This window comes from Vibrio sp. 10N.261.51.F12 (genome assembly GCF_041471725.1).
GTDB lineage: Bacteria > Pseudomonadota > Gammaproteobacteria > Enterobacterales > Vibrionaceae > Vibrio.
In genome coordinates, this window is the sequence record NZ_JBFROV010000006.1 from 32,674 (window position 1) to 48,869 (window position 16,196).

General features: G+C 43.8%; 13 protein-coding genes and 1 other annotated feature. Of the genes, 6 read left to right on the forward strand and 7 right to left on the reverse strand.

Annotated elements, in window-relative coordinates:
- Positions 1–31: 31 nt before the first annotated feature.
- Positions 32–1,063, reverse strand: a complete 1,032-nt coding sequence (locus AB4405_RS03985; protein WP_102469948.1) for a M23 family metallopeptidase — start codon at positions 1,061–1,063, stop codon at positions 32–34.
- A gap of 144 nt (positions 1,064–1,207) precedes the next feature.
- Entirely contained in the window at positions 1,208–2,875 is a 1,668-nt protein-coding gene (gene ettA / locus AB4405_RS03990) for an energy-dependent translational throttle protein EttA (RefSeq protein ID WP_372059737.1), read from the reverse strand.
- 304 nt (positions 2,876–3,179) lie between these two features.
- On the opposite strand from ettA, the gene sltY reads away from it, so the two are divergent.
- Together sltY and trpR are read left to right on the forward strand one after the other, a co-directional pair.
- A complete protein-coding gene (gene sltY / locus AB4405_RS03995) occupies positions 3,180–5,120 on the forward strand; it encodes a murein transglycosylase (protein ID WP_372059738.1) in 1,941 nt (646 codons plus the stop codon).
- Between the two features lie 70 nt (positions 5,121–5,190).
- Positions 5,191–5,478, forward strand: a complete 288-nt coding sequence (gene trpR, locus AB4405_RS04000) for a trp operon repressor (RefSeq protein ID WP_372059739.1) — start codon at positions 5,191–5,193, stop codon at positions 5,476–5,478.
- 101 nt (positions 5,479–5,579) lie between these two features.
- Here trpR and yjjX read toward each other — a convergent pair whose 3' ends face one another.
- On the reverse strand, positions 5,580–6,101 hold the full coding sequence (gene yjjX, locus AB4405_RS04005) for an inosine/xanthosine triphosphatase (RefSeq protein WP_372059740.1): 522 nt from the start codon (positions 6,099–6,101) through the stop codon (positions 5,580–5,582).
- Positions 6,102–6,293: 192 nt separating this feature from the next.
- On the opposite strand from yjjX, the gene AB4405_RS04010 reads away from it, so the two are divergent.
- Entirely contained in the window at positions 6,294–6,947 is a 654-nt protein-coding gene (locus AB4405_RS04010) for an OmpA family protein (protein ID WP_372059746.1), read from the forward strand.
- Positions 6,948–7,020: 73 nt separating this feature from the next.
- On the opposite strand, the gene pheA is transcribed toward AB4405_RS04010, so the two are convergent.
- From pheA to AB4405_RS04030, 4 genes are all read right to left on the reverse strand, one after another.
- Complete coding sequence (gene pheA / locus AB4405_RS04015; RefSeq protein ID WP_102470280.1) at positions 7,021–8,202, reverse strand: prephenate dehydratase; 1,182 nt, start codon at positions 8,200–8,202, stop codon at positions 7,021–7,023.
- 11 nt (positions 8,203–8,213) lie between these two features.
- Positions 8,214–8,334, reverse strand: a sequence feature (Phe leader region).
- Between the two features lie 111 nt (positions 8,335–8,445).
- The gene (gene hpf, locus AB4405_RS04020; RefSeq protein WP_102470281.1) at positions 8,446–8,784 is read right to left on the reverse strand and encodes a ribosome hibernation-promoting factor, HPF/YfiA family; all 339 of its coding nucleotides are present in this window, start codon (positions 8,782–8,784) and stop codon (positions 8,446–8,448) included.
- Positions 8,785–9,092: 308 nt separating this feature from the next.
- Positions 9,093–10,505 (reverse strand): transglycosylase SLT domain-containing protein, encoded by a 1,413-nt coding sequence (locus AB4405_RS04025; protein WP_372059747.1) that lies wholly within the window; start codon positions 10,503–10,505, stop codon positions 9,093–9,095.
- Between the two features lie 154 nt (positions 10,506–10,659).
- Positions 10,660–11,385 (reverse strand): outer membrane protein assembly factor BamD, encoded by a 726-nt coding sequence (locus AB4405_RS04030; RefSeq protein WP_372059741.1) that lies wholly within the window; start codon positions 11,383–11,385, stop codon positions 10,660–10,662.
- A gap of 132 nt (positions 11,386–11,517) precedes the next feature.
- Here AB4405_RS04030 and rluD point away from each other — a divergent pair, with 132 nt between their 5' ends.
- From rluD to clpB, 3 genes are all read left to right on the forward strand, one after another.
- Positions 11,518–12,492 (forward strand): 23S rRNA pseudouridine(1911/1915/1917) synthase RluD, encoded by a 975-nt coding sequence (gene rluD / locus AB4405_RS04035; RefSeq protein ID WP_102470283.1) that lies wholly within the window; start codon positions 11,518–11,520, stop codon positions 12,490–12,492.
- Complete coding sequence (gene pgeF / locus AB4405_RS04040; RefSeq protein WP_372059742.1) at positions 12,492–13,220, forward strand: peptidoglycan editing factor PgeF; 729 nt, start codon at positions 12,492–12,494, stop codon at positions 13,218–13,220. Before rluD ends, pgeF begins: the two co-directional genes overlap by 1 nt.
- Positions 13,221–13,304: 84 nt before the next feature.
- The gene (clpB, locus tag AB4405_RS04045) at positions 13,305–15,878 is read left to right on the forward strand and encodes an ATP-dependent chaperone ClpB (RefSeq protein WP_372059743.1); all 2,574 of its coding nucleotides are present in this window, start codon (positions 13,305–13,307) and stop codon (positions 15,876–15,878) included.
- The last annotated feature ends 318 nt before the right edge of the window (positions 15,879–16,196 follow it).

Genomic DNA, 16,196 nt, shown 5'->3' on the forward strand with positions numbered 1-16,196 from the left:
TTCTGCTTCTGCTTCTGCTTTTGGTATTGCTTTAATGCGTATGTGCATCTTCTGTTGAGGGCAGTTCTTCGTTCCCCGCCGTCTTTATCGACGAATCTACATAAGGTGCATTCGTCAGATTAATCTGCAACTTCACGACACTTGTGATGAGGTCGACAAGTGGGGCCCATTGGACTTTTTTCTCTTTTTCAAAGACGTAATCGAAATTTTCTGGGCTCCAATCCATTAAGTACTGTGGATTGAGCGTACGACCTAGAAAGCGGACCTCATAGTGTAGATGTGGGCCGGTAGAGTTACCGCTGTTACCACACTGTGCAATCACGTCGCCTTTTCTAACAAATTGCCCACTTTTTGCTTTGAATTTATTGAGATGAGCATAGGAGCTCATAAAGCCAAATGCGTGACGTATTGTCATGTAATTGCCATAACCTTGACGGCTAGGGCGAACGGTTTCAATTACACCGTCTGCTGGCGCTAAGATCTGTTCACCTGTTTTGCATGTGAGGTCGATCCCCGCATGCAGTTGGCGGTTGCCAGAAATAGGGTTGGTACGGCGGCCATAGGATGACGAGATTCGTTGATACGTCATTGGGCTGTCGTTAGGAATAAGTCGGAACATCGTTGCTCGAACCGCAGAATCTATGGCAGCGGCATCAATACGCTCATCAAGTGGCATCTCTGCATCGTAGAGTTCTTCATCAACAAGGCCAAGGACAGCCTCAACGTCGTTAACTCGTTTTCCAAGTAATTGCAGCTCGTCTCGTTTGTCTTCTAGCTCTTGAGATAGGTTATGAGTAATGTCGACTTGGGCTTGAAGTTGAGATTCAAGTTCGCTTTTTTCAAGTTGCAAATCTGATAGTGACAACTCAGTTGATGATAATTGGTGCTGCGTTGAATTGAGCTGTGTCTGCGATTGTGTAAATGAATACCCAACTAAACCAAGAGCAACAGGGAGTGCAGCGGCAAGCATAAGGGTGCTGTAGGTTCGTTTTTTTCCTAAGCGTAGCGTCTTCTTCGCCTTTCCTTGCGTGGTTGGTATCACAACCTTAATTTGATTTGGCATGAGTCAGTTCAGTTTACTTAGTTTCTATAAATAGAGTGAATTTTCTGTTAATTTTCGCTGAATATGAACGTAAATCACAAAAAAATAGGCCGCTATTATTAGCGGCCTGATGTAAAAAAACAAGTTTATCTCAAATTCATATGATTATTTTGAGATGCGCTTATATTTAATACGGTGTGGTTCAGCGGCTTGTGGACCTAAGGTTTTCTTCAACCATTCCATGTATTCGGTGTAGTTACCTTCATAGAAGTTTACTTGGCCTTCATCGCGATAGTCGATGATGTGGGTTGCGATACGGTCTAAGAACCAACGGTCATGCGAGATAACCATGGCGCAACCAGGGAACTCAAGCAGGGCTTCTTCAAGCGCACGTAAGGTTTCTACATCAAGGTCATTGGTTGGTTCATCGAGTAGCAACATGTTGCCACCCGCTTTGAGCAGTTTCGCCAAATGAACACGGTTACGCTCACCACCTGAAAGGTCGCCAATGATCTTTTGTTGATCTGCGCCTTTGAAGTTGAAGCGAGAGCAGTATGCTCGGGCTTGGATCTCAAAGTTATTTATCTTGATGATATCTGATCCTTCCGAGATTTCTTGGAAGACAGAGTTTTTATCGTTCATTGAATCACGGAATTGCTCAACAGATGCTAGCTTAACGGTATCGCCAAGTTCAATGGTGCCTGAATCAGGCTGCTCGGTACCGCTGAGCATTTTGAACAGGGTAGATTTACCCGCACCGTTGGCACCGATGATGCCAACAATCGCTCCTTTAGGGATGCTGAACGATAGATCGTCGATAAGAACACGACCATCAAATGATTTTGTTAGATTGGTCACATCCAGAACTTTATCACCTAAACGCTCACCTGGCGGGATGAATAGCTCGTTAGTTTCATTACGTTTCTGATGGTCGCCACTTTGTAGTTCTTCAAAGCGAGCCATACGAGCTTTTGATTTAGCTTGGCGGCCTTTAGGATTTTGACGAACCCATTCCAGCTCTTTCTCAATGGTTTTTTGACGAGCTTTTTCTTGAGAGGCTTCTTGCTGAAGACGGGCGTCTTTTTGTTCAAGCCATGAGGTGTAGTTGCCTTCCCAAGGGATACCTTCGCCTCGGTCTAGCTCGAGAATCCAACCCGCCGCATTATCTAAGAAATAACGGTCATGGGTAATGGCCACAACAGTGCCGGTATAATCAACAAGGAAGCGCTCTAGCCACGCGACAGATTCTGCGTCCAAGTGGTTGGTAGGCTCGTCGAGTAGTAACATGTCTGGTTGCTCAAGCAACAGGCGACAAATCGCCACACGACGACGCTCACCACCAGAGAGGAATTCAACTTTTGCATCCCATTCTGGTAAACGAAGGGCATCTGCAGCTCGCTCAAGGGTGTTCTCTAGATTATGACCATCTTTAGCTTGAATCAGTCCTTCAAGCTCGCCTTGTTCTTTCGCTAGGGCGTCAAAATCCGCATCAGGTTCTGCGTAGGCTGCGTAGACTTCATCAAGGCGCTTCATCGCACCTGCCACGTCTGCAACGGCTTCTTCAACGATCTCACGTACCGTTTTAGATTCGTCGAGTTGAGGTTCTTGAGGAAGATAACCAACGTTCAGTCCTGGCTGTGGACGCGCTTCTCCGTCGATGTCTGTATCAAGACCCGCCATAATACGAAGCAGGGTAGATTTACCTGAACCGTTAAGGCCTAAAACGCCAATCTTAGCGCCAGGGAAGAAGCTTAAAGAGATATTCTTAAGTATTTGTCGCTTCGGTGGCACAATTTTGCTCACTCGCGACATGGTATAGACGTACTCAGCCATTACCGTTCGATCCTAATATTCAAGTCAATAGAACGGTTATTTTACACTACGCAGTCACTACGTTTCAATTTTCCTTCTTTGGCAAAGTGTACTCATTCGCTCTGTTATGCACGGTTAGCAGCAAAATTACCGCACTGAAGCAAAAGGAAACAAATTCTTAATGAGAAATGGATTGGCATAAGCAGTGATATCGTCTTAAATTGAAAGTTGACCATGCCTTTAGTGTGCGTTGAGAAAGCGACATAAAAATAACAACAATGATCAAGTGGTCGCATCATTATACAATTTTAAGGGGTAGGGTTAGATGAACAGACAAGGAAAGGTTAAGTTAGCATGGACGGCGATACTGTCATGCTTAGTCAGTGTAGGGAGCGTTCAAGCGCAAGAGGAGGCAAAGCTTAAAAAACAAAGAGCAATGTATGACAAAGCGCAGTCATTAATCGATCGTAAGGATATTTCTGGGTATCAGAGTTTACGCCCTCAAATTGCCGATTATCCCTTAACACCCTATATTGATAATCGAGTGTTTTCTCTTGAGCTAAGTGATAAGTCGGTTGCTCAAGTCAATCAGTTTATGGCAGACAACCAAGCGTTGCCTTTCTCTTCTCGTGTAAGAGCTCCTTATTTGGACCGTTTGGCTCAGCGTAAGCAATGGGATGAACTTTTAGAGTTTCAAACTACCTACCCAAAAGGAGAACGTTATCAATGTTTGTACCATTACGCACAATTAAAGACAGGAAACCACGAGGAAGCGTTTAAAGGGGCTGGTGAGCTATGGAAAAGTGGTAAAAGCGTATCAGACGCTTGTGATCCATTGTTTTCAGAGTGGACAAAGGCTGGATATCGCACCGATGAACGACTCATTGAGCGCATGACTTACGCTTATCAATCGCGCAATGGTTCGCTCATTAAATACCTCAATAAACAGTTAAAAACGAATCAAGGTCAAGCACAAGGAAAACAGGTCGGCACACTTTTTTCCTCGCCTCAACAAGTCACCTCATTCATTGGTAGCACTTTTCCTGAACCTTATAAAAGTGAGTTAATCGAGTCGGCTTTTAAGAAGCTTGCACGCTCTGATAGCGATCAAGCGTATTCAATATGGCCAACCCTCAGTGCCAATGAAAAAATATCTAATGAAATCAAGCAGTCTATGGCCGATTACTTAGCGATGCGGTTGATTAATACCAAATCTTCATCTGAGGTCAAATGGCGAGATGGCGTACTGGCGAATAGTAGCAATGATATTAATATTGAACGGCGTGCTCGTCTTGCTATTCAACAAAGTGATTGGACTGGATTGCTAGATTGGATTGGAAAGCTATCACAGGCTAAGCGCGACAGTAGTCGATGGCAGTACTGGATAGCTCGCGTCGAGATTAAATCAGGTAATCAGCAGCAGGGAGAAGAACGCCTTCAAAGACTGGTTGGTGAGCGTAATTTCTATAGCGCCGCTGCTGCAACTTATTTAGAGCACTCAATTGTCTACCCAATATCTCGAGTTACTATTGATGCGGCCGTGCTTGAACCATACGAAGACAGTTTGGTTCGTATTAAAGAATTGGTGGTTCGAGATAAAATAGCAGCTGCGAAATCGGAATGGCGTTATTTATTATCTCGAGTATCAAAAGATGAAAAAACGATGCTTGCGGCTTATGCCGGTCAGCAAGGTTGGCATCATTTTACCGTTGTTGCGACTATCTCAGCAAAAATGTGGGACAACATGAGCCTGCGATTCCCGATTGCCCATCGCTGGTGGTTTGATTTTTATGCTAAGGAGCTCGGCCTCGATAGCGTGATGATGATGGCTTTGGCGAGACAAGAAAGTGCCATGGATGTAGAGGCTCGCTCACCAGTAGGGGCGCGAGGTGTTATGCAGATTATGCCAGCTACAGCAAAATATACGGCTAAGAAGTATAAGATTTCATACAGCAGCTCTAAAGAGCTTTATAACGTGGGTAAAAACATAGAAATAGGCTCGCATTACTTGAATGGTTTGTTAGGCGACTATGATAATAATCGTATCTTTGCCTTTGCTGCGTACAATGCAGGGCCAAATAGAGTCAAACGCTGGCGTCAACGTTCTGACGAGCAACTCGATGTTTTTGCTTTTATTGAGACCATCCCGTTTAAGGAGACTCGTGGCTACGTGCAAAATATTTTGATGTTTCAGACGTACTATCGAGATCGACTGGGGATAGAGGGCAGCTTTTTGACGACAGAGGAAGCGAATCGTCGATACTAAATGACTGGGCTACCATTTACCTTCTTCTTGAGGTTAAAATACGAAAGGAATGTTTCTGATGGAAAAGTGAATGGAACCTCAATATCAAGACTGGCAACAAGTGCTCGACCTCATTCAAAGAACCGATGGAGCAGATCAACAAGCGGCATTGCTGACGATGCTGCTTACTCCAGACGAACGGGAAGCAGTAACGGCGCGAGTAAATATTTTGTGTGAATTACTCAAGGGTGAGTTATCACAGCGGCAGATCAGTCAGATGCTTGGCGTGGGAGTCGCAACAATTACTCGGGGTTCTGCTGAAGTGAAGCGCCTGAGCGATGAGAATAAATTATCGCTCAGTGACTTGTTACTCAAATAACGTATTACTCAAGTACGTTTTTACTAAGCTGCTATTACGTAGCGGATAACAGCCATTGATTTGGTCGACTGTGCAAAGGGTTCACACACGGGCTGGTAGAATTATCCAGGGAAGTGCTGAGGGTTAATGAACGGTATTAGTGCGAGTATTAATGCCTGCTGGTACACCGAACTACGAGTCAACTGATGGGCGGTGAGCAATGCAATTGCTCCGCCTTTTTGCTTGATGTTGTCGGTACCAAAGGTTGAATCCATTACGTCACCTAGTTCAACGTCTGGAGCGAGTTGAGTGATAACAGCAGGCGGCAACATTAAACTGGCACTTCTTGACTGTCCGACAATACCATTCGATTCAATGACCATCCAAGCGAACGTGGAGTCACCATCTAATCCCGCTTCAATACCTACATAATAATCTGCGTCTTTTAGTGCATGCTGAGCATTGCCGACACGGTTTCTAGCGCCTAGTAAGGTTTCGTCATTGTTCATCGGTTGATCGGGTACGTTGCTCGCAACATTAACCCCCTGAAACTCAAAACTCTGGGTGGGGAAAGTAGACTCAAACGCGCTCTTAACCGCGTTGATCTTAGCTGGATTTAGCGAGGCGATAATCACTTTCTTCATAGCAATAGATTCCAATTACCTTAGATAACAAACTCAATTCTAACGTAAAGCTTCCGTAGCCATGTCATTTAATTCTCGAGCAACATTATTCTTGTCAAGAATCGGGAAAGATTTATAACAATAACTTCACTATATGGAATATCACCCTGTAAAATAGTGAGTTGTTCGAACAAAGAGATCATGGAAATGAAAATAAAAAAAATAGCCGTAGTAGTGGGTCTAGTTACATTAGCAGGCTGCCAAGCCACGCAGCGCCAAAATGCAACAACGGGTGAGTATGAAACGAATTCAGCGACCAAAGGGGCGGTGATTGGGGCAATAGCAGGAACGGCTGTGGGTATTGCTTCTGGTGGCGATGGTCGCGGCATTTTATTGGGAGCGGCAAGTGGCGCTGCCCTTGGTGGTGGGACTGGGTACTATTTGGATCAACAAGAAAAAGCGTTGCGCCAAGAACTTCTCAATTCTGGGGTGCAAGTAGAAAGAGTGGGTGACAACCAGCTTGTGCTTCGATTGGAAAATGGGATTGGTTTTAATAGTAACTCTTACACACTCAACAGCAGCATTAACCGCTCACTAAAAGGCGTTGCCCGCATATTGGTGGAATACCCTGATACGAGCTTAGTCATTGATGGCTTTACGGATAGCTCTGGTGATGCTCAATATAATCAAGAATTGTCAGAGAAACGCGCAGAACAAGTGCGTTCGTTTTTAGTTAGCCAAGATGTTGCTGCAGGCCGAGCGGTTGCTCGCGGGAATGGTGAGCGATTCCCAATTTGCGCTAACTCAACACCGGAAGGTCGAAAATGTAATCGACGTGTTGAGATAAAGATTATGCCGTTGACTTAGCCCGACAAGTCTCTGCTGACATAGAGAGATGATAGGTCATAAAAAGCCCCAGCGTAATTGCTGGGGCTTTTTGCTATTCACTCAAATCAGGAATAACGGGTTTGACGTTATCAATAGGGTAGCAACCCAATACTTTTAGGTACTTGGTGATCTTAATTAACTCTTGTATTGCCAATTGCATGGGTTCTGAATCTTTATGTGCTTCTACGTCGACGTAAAACATCTCCTCCCAAGGGTTACCCATAATTGGGCGAGATTCAAGCTTCGTCATGTTGATGCCATAACGTTGTAGAACCAGCAAGGTTTCGACCAGAGAACCTGCATCTTGAGAGGTTGACATGATAAATGTCGTTTTCGCCGGTATTTGAGTGGATACCTCAACAGGCTTTCTTGCCACGATAATGAAACGAGTATGGTTTTCTGTTTGGTTAGCAATGTCACTTTGGATAGATTGCAAGCCATAGAGTTTACCGCTTGAGGCATGGCCGATAGCGGCGACATCATCTCGGTTCAGTTCTTGGACTTTCTGCATCGCATCTGCGGTACTCGCGCAGGACTCTAAAGCTACACCTGACAACCGACTTAGGAATTCACTGCATTGTTGATGGGGCTGCGGGTGAGAATATAAGGTTTTAATGTTCTCTAGCTGTATCTCTTTTGTGGCAACGAGACAGTGGTCGATAGGCTGAGTTAATTCACCAACGATATGCAATGTTGTGTGTTGAAGGAGATCAAAGACTTCGTTAATGGAGCCCGAACTCGTATTTTCAATCGGTAAAACACCGTAGTCAGCATGCCCTGATTCCACGGTTTTCGTCACTTCTTTGAATTGATCGCAATTCAGTTCAATCAGTTCGGTATTTTTACGTGAAAAATACTCACGACTTGCTAGGTGTGAATATGAGCCTTTTGAGCCTAAGAACGCTACTCGAGCGAGTGGCTTACGGCTTTGTTGTGGGTTAGCTAAGTTCTGTAAATAAACCTGCTGAAGTAACACGGAGTCTTCAATGATGGTATGAAAAATTTTGGTGATATAAGGTGCATCGAGCTGGTATTTCTCTTTGCCGTTATTAATGAGTTTAACGAGTAACTGTTGTTCGCGAGAGGCATCTCGCACGGGTTTCGATGTTTGAACTTTACTCTTGGCAACCTCAATACTGAGCTGACGACGCTCAGATAAAAGTTGCAGTAATTGGTCGTCTAGCTCATTTAGACGTAATCGAATCTCATCAAGAGAATATTTAGTATTGGTCATCGAATTATCCTTATAAAAAAGCCTCCCGTTTGGGAGGCTTTCCGTTCGTTTTTGATTTTTCTTTCGTAAACGACGATGCCCCCAAGTTAGTGGAGGAAAAAAAAGTCAAAAAAGAACGGAGATGTTATTAGCATTATGAGAAGTACTTTATGTTGAACCCAACCCCACAATAAGCAAGCGGGGATAGACCGTCAAGCAAAAAAATAGCGCCGTTAGGCGCTATCGTAAAGAAATGAGAGCAGGTTATTCAACCTCAGCTTCAATCTCTTCTTCGAATTCGAGTTTCTCAGAGCGACGAGCTTCCGGTTTATGACGTAGCTTATTTAATTGTCGTTCAAGTTTTTGTTCTACTTCATTAACCGCAGTATAAAGGTCTTCGTTCGAAGCGGATGCCACCAATTTTCCTTTGGGTACCGTAATGGATGCTTCAAACTTCATTTGTTTGTTCGGTTCTTCGCTAAACGCGGTTTGGCAGCTAATGATATCGACTTGCCATTTTTCAAGTTTTTTAAACTTACTTTCAATATGTTCACGGATTGCAGAGGTAATCTCAATATTCTTGCCTGTGATGTTTATTCTCATATGTTTTTCCTCTGTGACATCCCTTATGGGTTAACTTCAGATTACTCGCTCACAGTGAAATAAATGTGATCTACATCACTAAAGTGATTGAGTGTTCATTGATAGAAAGTAAATGTGATCTAACGCAAAGATATGAGTTCTGACTTGTTGAAATCCTTTTATTCCTTCCTGAAAGTCTTTAGATTTGAAAGGGTAATAGGCTGAAAATACACTGTTTTTGGAGGCTTTCTACGGCCTCGATAATACCTTGCTCAAAAAACATACGCCGCCAATGCGTGATCAATATCACCTTTATCTGTTTTGATATTCTAGTCGTTCAATATTTTGTAAAATGGCACGTCTGTGTTTTGTGCTTGCTGTTCCTCTCGAACTTGTTGTAGTGATTCAAGTTGCTTATATATGACGAAGTATCTATTGATGTTCATGACGTAAGTAACAGGCTCTGAACTGATATTCCTTCGAGCCATAAGTTCAACGTTCCCAAACCATACATTGGCATCGTAACCATGCTTAGTCGCGAGTCGTCGCATTTTGGATATGTTAGCTGGTCCTGCATTATAGGCAGCAAGTGATAGGTAGACTTTGTCTTTTTCGCTGATGCTCTCGTCGTTGAAATATCGATCTCGAATAAAACGCAGATACTTAACGCCAGCATGGACGTTATTCTCGACTAAATGAATGTTTTTGATATTCACGTTACGGTCACGAGCGGTACTTGGCAGTACTTGCATAATACCTACTGCGCCTTTGGGTGAGACTTTTCTCTGGTCGAGTTTAGATTCTTGAAAGGCCTGTGCCGCTATCATTAGAAAATCAAAATCATACTGATCGCCATATTTTTTAAAGAGTTCTGCAGTGTTATTTAGGCGTTTGAGTTTTTCTGGATCTAGGGCCCGAGCAAACCAAGAGGTATTGTCCAGATATTTGTTGTAGATGACGTTACCGAGCAAAGTCCCAGCCTTCGCTGTCTTGATGTAGCTATTTACTTGTTTAGCCAGTACTGGAGAATCTTTTCTCATTGCCCATGCGATTTCTCCTCCGGTTCTAAACGGAAGATCGTAATGAACATTAAGGTTCTCATCTGTTTTATGCCAAAATTCCGCTTTATGACTATCAAGAATCGTGGCGCCGATATAGCCTTGCTTTACCATTTCAATCAGTTCGTAATCCTGTAGTGTTTCTTCTAGGTATTGAACAAAGACTGGTGGCTTGTTGTTATCGGATAGCTTTTTGTTGAGCGCTTGTAAGCTTTCAAAGTAGCTCGAGCTTGCCCTTACCCACACTTCTTTGCCACTCAGTTGCTCTATAGAATTTAGTTTTGGGTAGTCTTTTGCCGTGATAACCAGTTCGTCGATGTTGGTAAGAATCGGGTTACTAAACTCAATGACTTGCTCTCGGCGTTCAGTGACGGTTAGGTTCGCTATGACCAAGTCTCCATAACCTCGAATGAGTGACGGAATTAGGTCGTCTCTTGGTACTGGGATTACTTGAACTTTTAAATGACGGTGTTTTTTCTTAAGCTCTTTTTCGAAGTGATGCAGTTGTTCAGCGCCAATACCCTTGGGCTGTCCCTTTTCAATATAATAGAAGCCGAGATCCGCGGCGACGAGAACCCTTAATACGCCTCGCTCTGTTAACTTGTCTAAATCGCCCTTATAAGGCTCGTTACTTAATGGCGTTAGTTCCAAAGCAACGGATGACAAGCTAGTGAAAGCCATCATCAAACATAATATAAATGTTTTCACATACTACCCTTGTTACTACTGTGTTAAAGGTAAATATATAAATGAATGGGATAAGTTGCCAATTTATAAACAAAAAAAACGCTGCACAATTGGCAGCGTTCATAGTGAAAAAAAGTTAACTAACCGTGATTTATCGAGGATTTAACTCCATCAACGTTTCCGTTCGTTTCACTTGATCTTCCATCCCGAGTTTTTCATAGGCTTGTTTTTGGATATCCAGTGATAGCCGAGCTGCCTCAGTGTCGGGGAAGGTCTTTTGTATCTCTTGTGAGCGGTTGATTGCTGCAATCCACGCCTCGCGACGAAGATAGAAATCGGCAGTCGCAAGGTCATATTTTGCCAATCTATTTTTTAATGCAACCATTCGTTTTTGCGCGTCTTCAGCATAAGCACTACCTGGGTAGCGTTTGAGCAGGCGGTCAAAATCAGAAAAAGCAGCTTTGACAGGCTCAGGATCGCGATCTGAGCGATCAATACTGAATATGTCATGCATGAAATTTCGATCTTGAGCCATATGAGTTAAACCGCGCATGTACAACACCCAATCTGAGCGATTGTGCGTTGGGTTTAAGCGTGAGAAACGTTCAATCGTCGCAAGCCCCAGAGCTAGGTCGTCATTTTTGTAGTAAGCGTAGATAAGATCAAGCTGAACTTGTTCAGTGTACGCACCAAATGGGTAGCGGGAGTCAAGCGCTTCTAAACGTTCAATAGCTGAAGACCAGTTACCACTTCGCAGCGAATCTTGTGCCTCAGAATAGAGTTGTGACGGCGGGACATCTGGAACGGTGACTTCTTTGTCAGCACAACCAAACAACAAAACTAGCGATAATAAGCTTGTCAGTTTAAGCAGTTTCATACTAAAACGAGATTCCTTGACATAAATATTTTTCAGTCTCCATTACTTTTCAGTCAAGTAACAGATACAATGTTGGGATACATTATCCACACTCGTGGTTACTTAGTCCCAAGGTTTTTTAAAAAGTTCGATATGGCTCAGCAGATTGAATTAACAAATACAATAAAAGACAGCCAGTTAGGTCAAAGATTAGACCAAGCTGTTGCTGAATTATTCACAGATTTTTCTCGCTCACGCTTAAAAGAGTGGTTAGTAGCAGGAAAAATCTCCGTTAACGGAGAGGTTATCACCAAGCCCCGAACCAAAATGATGGGTGGTGAGTTAATCACAATCCAAGCCGAATTAGAAGATGAAGAGCGTTTTATCGCGCAAGACATTCCTCTTGATATCGTGTTTGAAGATGATGACATCATTGTGATCAATAAGCCAAGAGATTTCGTTGTTCACCCAGGGGCAGGGACACCCGATAGTACGGTACTTAATGCATTATTGTATCATTACCCAGCAATTGCAGAAGTCCCACGCGCAGGTATTGTGCATCGTTTGGATAAAGACACGACGGGTCTTATGGTGGTTGCCAAAACGGTACCAGCTCAAACTCGTTTAGTGCGCGCGTTGCAAAAGCGTAATATCACACGTGAATATGAAGCCATTGCTATTGGTAAAATGACGGCTGGTGGACTGGTTGACAAAGGCATTAGCCGCCATGCAACAAAACGTGTATTGATGGCTGTTAATGAGTTAGGCAAACCTGCGGTGACTCATTACCGTGTGGCAGAACATTTTCGTGAGCATACAAGGCTTCGATTGCGTCTAGAGACAGGTCGTACGCACCAAATTCGTGTGCATATGTCGTACCTGCAGCACCCTCTTTTAGGCGATACTGCCTACGGTGGTCGTGCGCGCATCCCAAGAGGAGCGAGCGAAGAATTAACGACAATGATTCGTGCGTTTGATCGTCAGGCTCTTCACGCTGTTATGCTGAGATTTGCTCACCCTACTACGGGAGAAGAGATGGAGTTCCATGCTCCTATTCCCCAAGATATGGTGGTCATGACCGAGGCATTAAGAGAAGATGCAAAGCTGAACAAGGAAGAAGACTACTAGTGTCTCTTCTTGTACCAACATGGGTGACAAATCCAAATATCAGTTCTGTGACCTCAACAAGAGAGCAAGGTGTCTCCCAGGCACCTTATGATGGACTGAACATCGGTACTCATGTTGGTGACAACGCAGACAATGTTGCGCTGAACCGGCAAATACTGAAAGAGAAGGCAGCCATGCCTTCTTCTCCCATCTGGTTAAATCAAACACATTCTACAAATGTGGCAGTCATTACTGACATCACCGATCAAATTGTTGATGCTGATGCGGCTTATACACAACATGCGAATGTTGTGTTGTCTGCGATGACGGCGGATTGTTTGCCTATTCTCATTGCCTCTAAAGATGGCCAAGAGATCGCTGCGATTCATGCCGGTTGGCGAGGTTTGGCAGATGGTATCGTTGAAAATACGCTTAAGTGCTTTTCGGGTGAACTACAAGCTTGGATTGGACCCGCCATTGGTTACGATGCTTTTGAAATAGGCTGTGAAGTTAAAGCCATTTTTTGTGGGCAAGACTCGCGATTAGAACAAGCATTTAAAGCCAAGCCTTCCTCAGATAAATGGCTAGCCGATCTCGCTTTTATTGCTCAATTAAAGCTTGAACAATCGGGTGTAACAGACATTACGCAAAGTGCGTTATGCACCTATTCAGACCCGCAGCGTTTTTTTTCCTACCGTCGTGATGGCCAAACGGGACGTATGGCAAGTTTTATCTGGATGCAGCGCTGATTTTTATCCCTTTATCTTGAAAAATGCTCACCGCGTAACCATCTTATTTGCATATAACATCGTATGTCATTTAAGGGGGTTGTTATGCGCCTTGACCGTTTTACTAGCAAATTTCAAATCGCTATTTCTGATGCCCAATCTCTCGCCCTAGGCCGAGACCATCAATATATTGAACCTGTCCACCTGATGGTTGCGTTACTCAATCAGCAAGGTAGCTCCATTCGTCCACTGCTTACCATGCTGAATGTCGATGCGGTGCAGTTGCGCTCAAAATTAGGCGAATTGTTAGATAAGCTTCCTAAAGTCACTGGGGTTGGTGGGGATGTTCAGCTTTCAAGTGCAATGGGTAAGCTATTTAATTTATGCGACAAGGTTGCACAAAAACGACAAGATTCGTATATCTCATCTGAAATATTCCTACTTGCAGCCATTGATGACAAGGGACCTCTAGGTCAATTGCTTAAAAAGGTGGGTCTAACGGAAGCTAAAATTAATCAAGCTATCGAACAGATAAGAGGTGGTCAGAAAGTTGATGATCCTAATGCTGAAGAGAAACGACAAGCACTCGAAAAATTTACCATCGATCTGACTGAACTTGCAGAACAAGGAAAGCTCGATCCGGTTATTGGCCGAGATGATGAGATACGCCGTACGATTCAGGTACTACAGAGGCGTACCAAAAATAACCCTGTCATTATAGGTGAGCCAGGCGTGGGAAAAACGGCCATTGTTGAAGGGCTCGCCCAGCGCATTATCAATAACGAAGTTCCTGAAGGGCTAAGAGGGCGTCGTGTCCTTTCTCTTGATATGGGTTCGCTTGTAGCAGGCGCTAAATACCGAGGTGAATTTGAGGAGCGTTTAAAGTCTGTCCTTAACGAGCTAGCAAAAGAAGAAGGCAATATCATTCTCTTTATCGATGAACTGCACACGATGGTCGGAGCGGGTAAAGGTGAAGGGGCGATGGATGCTGGCAATATGCTGAAACCAGCCTTGGCTCGAGGTGACCTACATTGCGTCGGGGCAACCACTCTAGATGAGTACAGGAAATACATCGAGAAAGATGCAGCGTTAGAAAGACGCTTTCAAAAGGTCATTGTTGATGAACCATCGGTTGAAGACACCGTTGCAATTTTACGTGGCTTGAAAGAGCGCTATGAACTGCACCACCATGTTGAGATTACTGACCCAGCTATCGTCGCAGCCGCGAGCCTTTCTCATCGCTATATAACGGATCGACAATTACCAGACAAAGCTATCGATCTTATTGATGAAGCGGCATCAAGTATTCGGTTGCAGATCGATTCAAAGCCAGAATCACTAGATAAATTAGAGCGTAGAATCATTCAACTTAAGATTGAACAGCAGGCTCTGAAGAATGAACAAGATGATGCAAGCGAAAAGCGACTCGGCATTTTAAACACTGAGCTACTCGCAAAAGAACGAGAATATGCCGAACTTGACGAAGTCTGGAACGCAGAAAAAGCGGCACTGTCCGGTACTCAACATATAAAAACTGAGCTAGAGCAAGCTCGTATGGATATGGACGTAGCAAGACGAGCGGGTGATCTCAATCGAATGTCCGAACTGCAATACGGACGAATCCCCGAATTAGAAAAGCAACTCGACTTGGCTACGCAAGCTGAAATGCAAGAGATGAGCCTGTTACGTAATAAAGTCACCGACGCTGAGATTGCCGAAGTGCTTTCAAAGCAAACAGGAATACCAGTTTCAAAAATGCTGGAAGCGGAAAAAGATAAGCTACTCCAAATGGAAGCAGTACTGCATAAGCGAGTGATTGGCCAAGCTGAAGCGGTTGAGGTTGTATCTGATGCGATTCGCCGTAGCAGAGCGGGTTTATCTGATCCCAATAAGCCGATCGGCTCTTTTATGTTTTTGGGTCCAACAGGAGTAGGGAAAACAGAGCTTTGTAAAACGTTAGCGAATTTTATGTTTGATAGCGAAGACGCAATGATCCGCATCGACATGTCAGAGTTTATGGAAAAACATTCGGTTGCTCGCCTAGTCGGTGCCCCTCCTGGTTATGTTGGCTATGAAGAGGGGGGGTATCTCACGGAGGCGGTGAGAAGAAAGCCGTACTCAGTGATTTTACTTGATGAAATAGAGAAAGCGCACCCAGACGTGTTTAATATCTTGCTGCAGGTGTTAGATGATGGTCGCTTAACTGATGGACAAGGGCGAACTGTCGACTTTCGTAATACTGTCGTCATTATGACTTCAAATTTAGGGTCTTCTAAAATACAAGAGAACTTCGCTGTATTAGACTACGAAGGAATAAAAAGAGAAGTTATGGAAGTGGTGACATCCCACTTTAGACCTGAATTTTTAAACCGAGTCGATGAGAGCGTTGTATTTCATCCGCTGGGCGCGAAGCATATAGAATCTATCGCAGATATTCAGTTACAACGTTTAGGACAGCGCATGGAAGACTCGGGTTATCAGTTGTCCGTTTCTGAGCAAGCGCTAGAATTTATCGCTAAGGTCGGTTTTGATCCTGTGTATGGCGCTAGACCACTAAAAAGGGCGATTCAGCAAAGTGTTGAGAACCCGCTAGCAAAAGAAATACTAGCCGGTAAAGTAGATCCATCTAAACCGATAAGACTCATTGTCAGTAATGATAAGGTTGTTACAAGCCAATAATTTGGTTTTGGAATGCAAAAAGGAGGCGTCAGCCTCCTTTTTTGTGTCTTTAATAGACGCTTTGTTTGATTTGTGTTCGAACGGTATGGAAGTGCTGTTTTTATGTGATTTAACACTTGCCAAGAATAATTCGTTCTCTATAATGCGACCCCACTGAGACGGGAAAGGTTGTTAGAAACCAAGAGCGAATCAGCAAGGTTATTAAGCTCAATGAGCTAAACGAAATTAGTTTTAAAAAAGTGTTTGACACTGAAACTTAACTCGCTAAAATAGCCGTCCGTTTCGAGTAAAGCTCGAAACAAGCTCTTTAACAATATA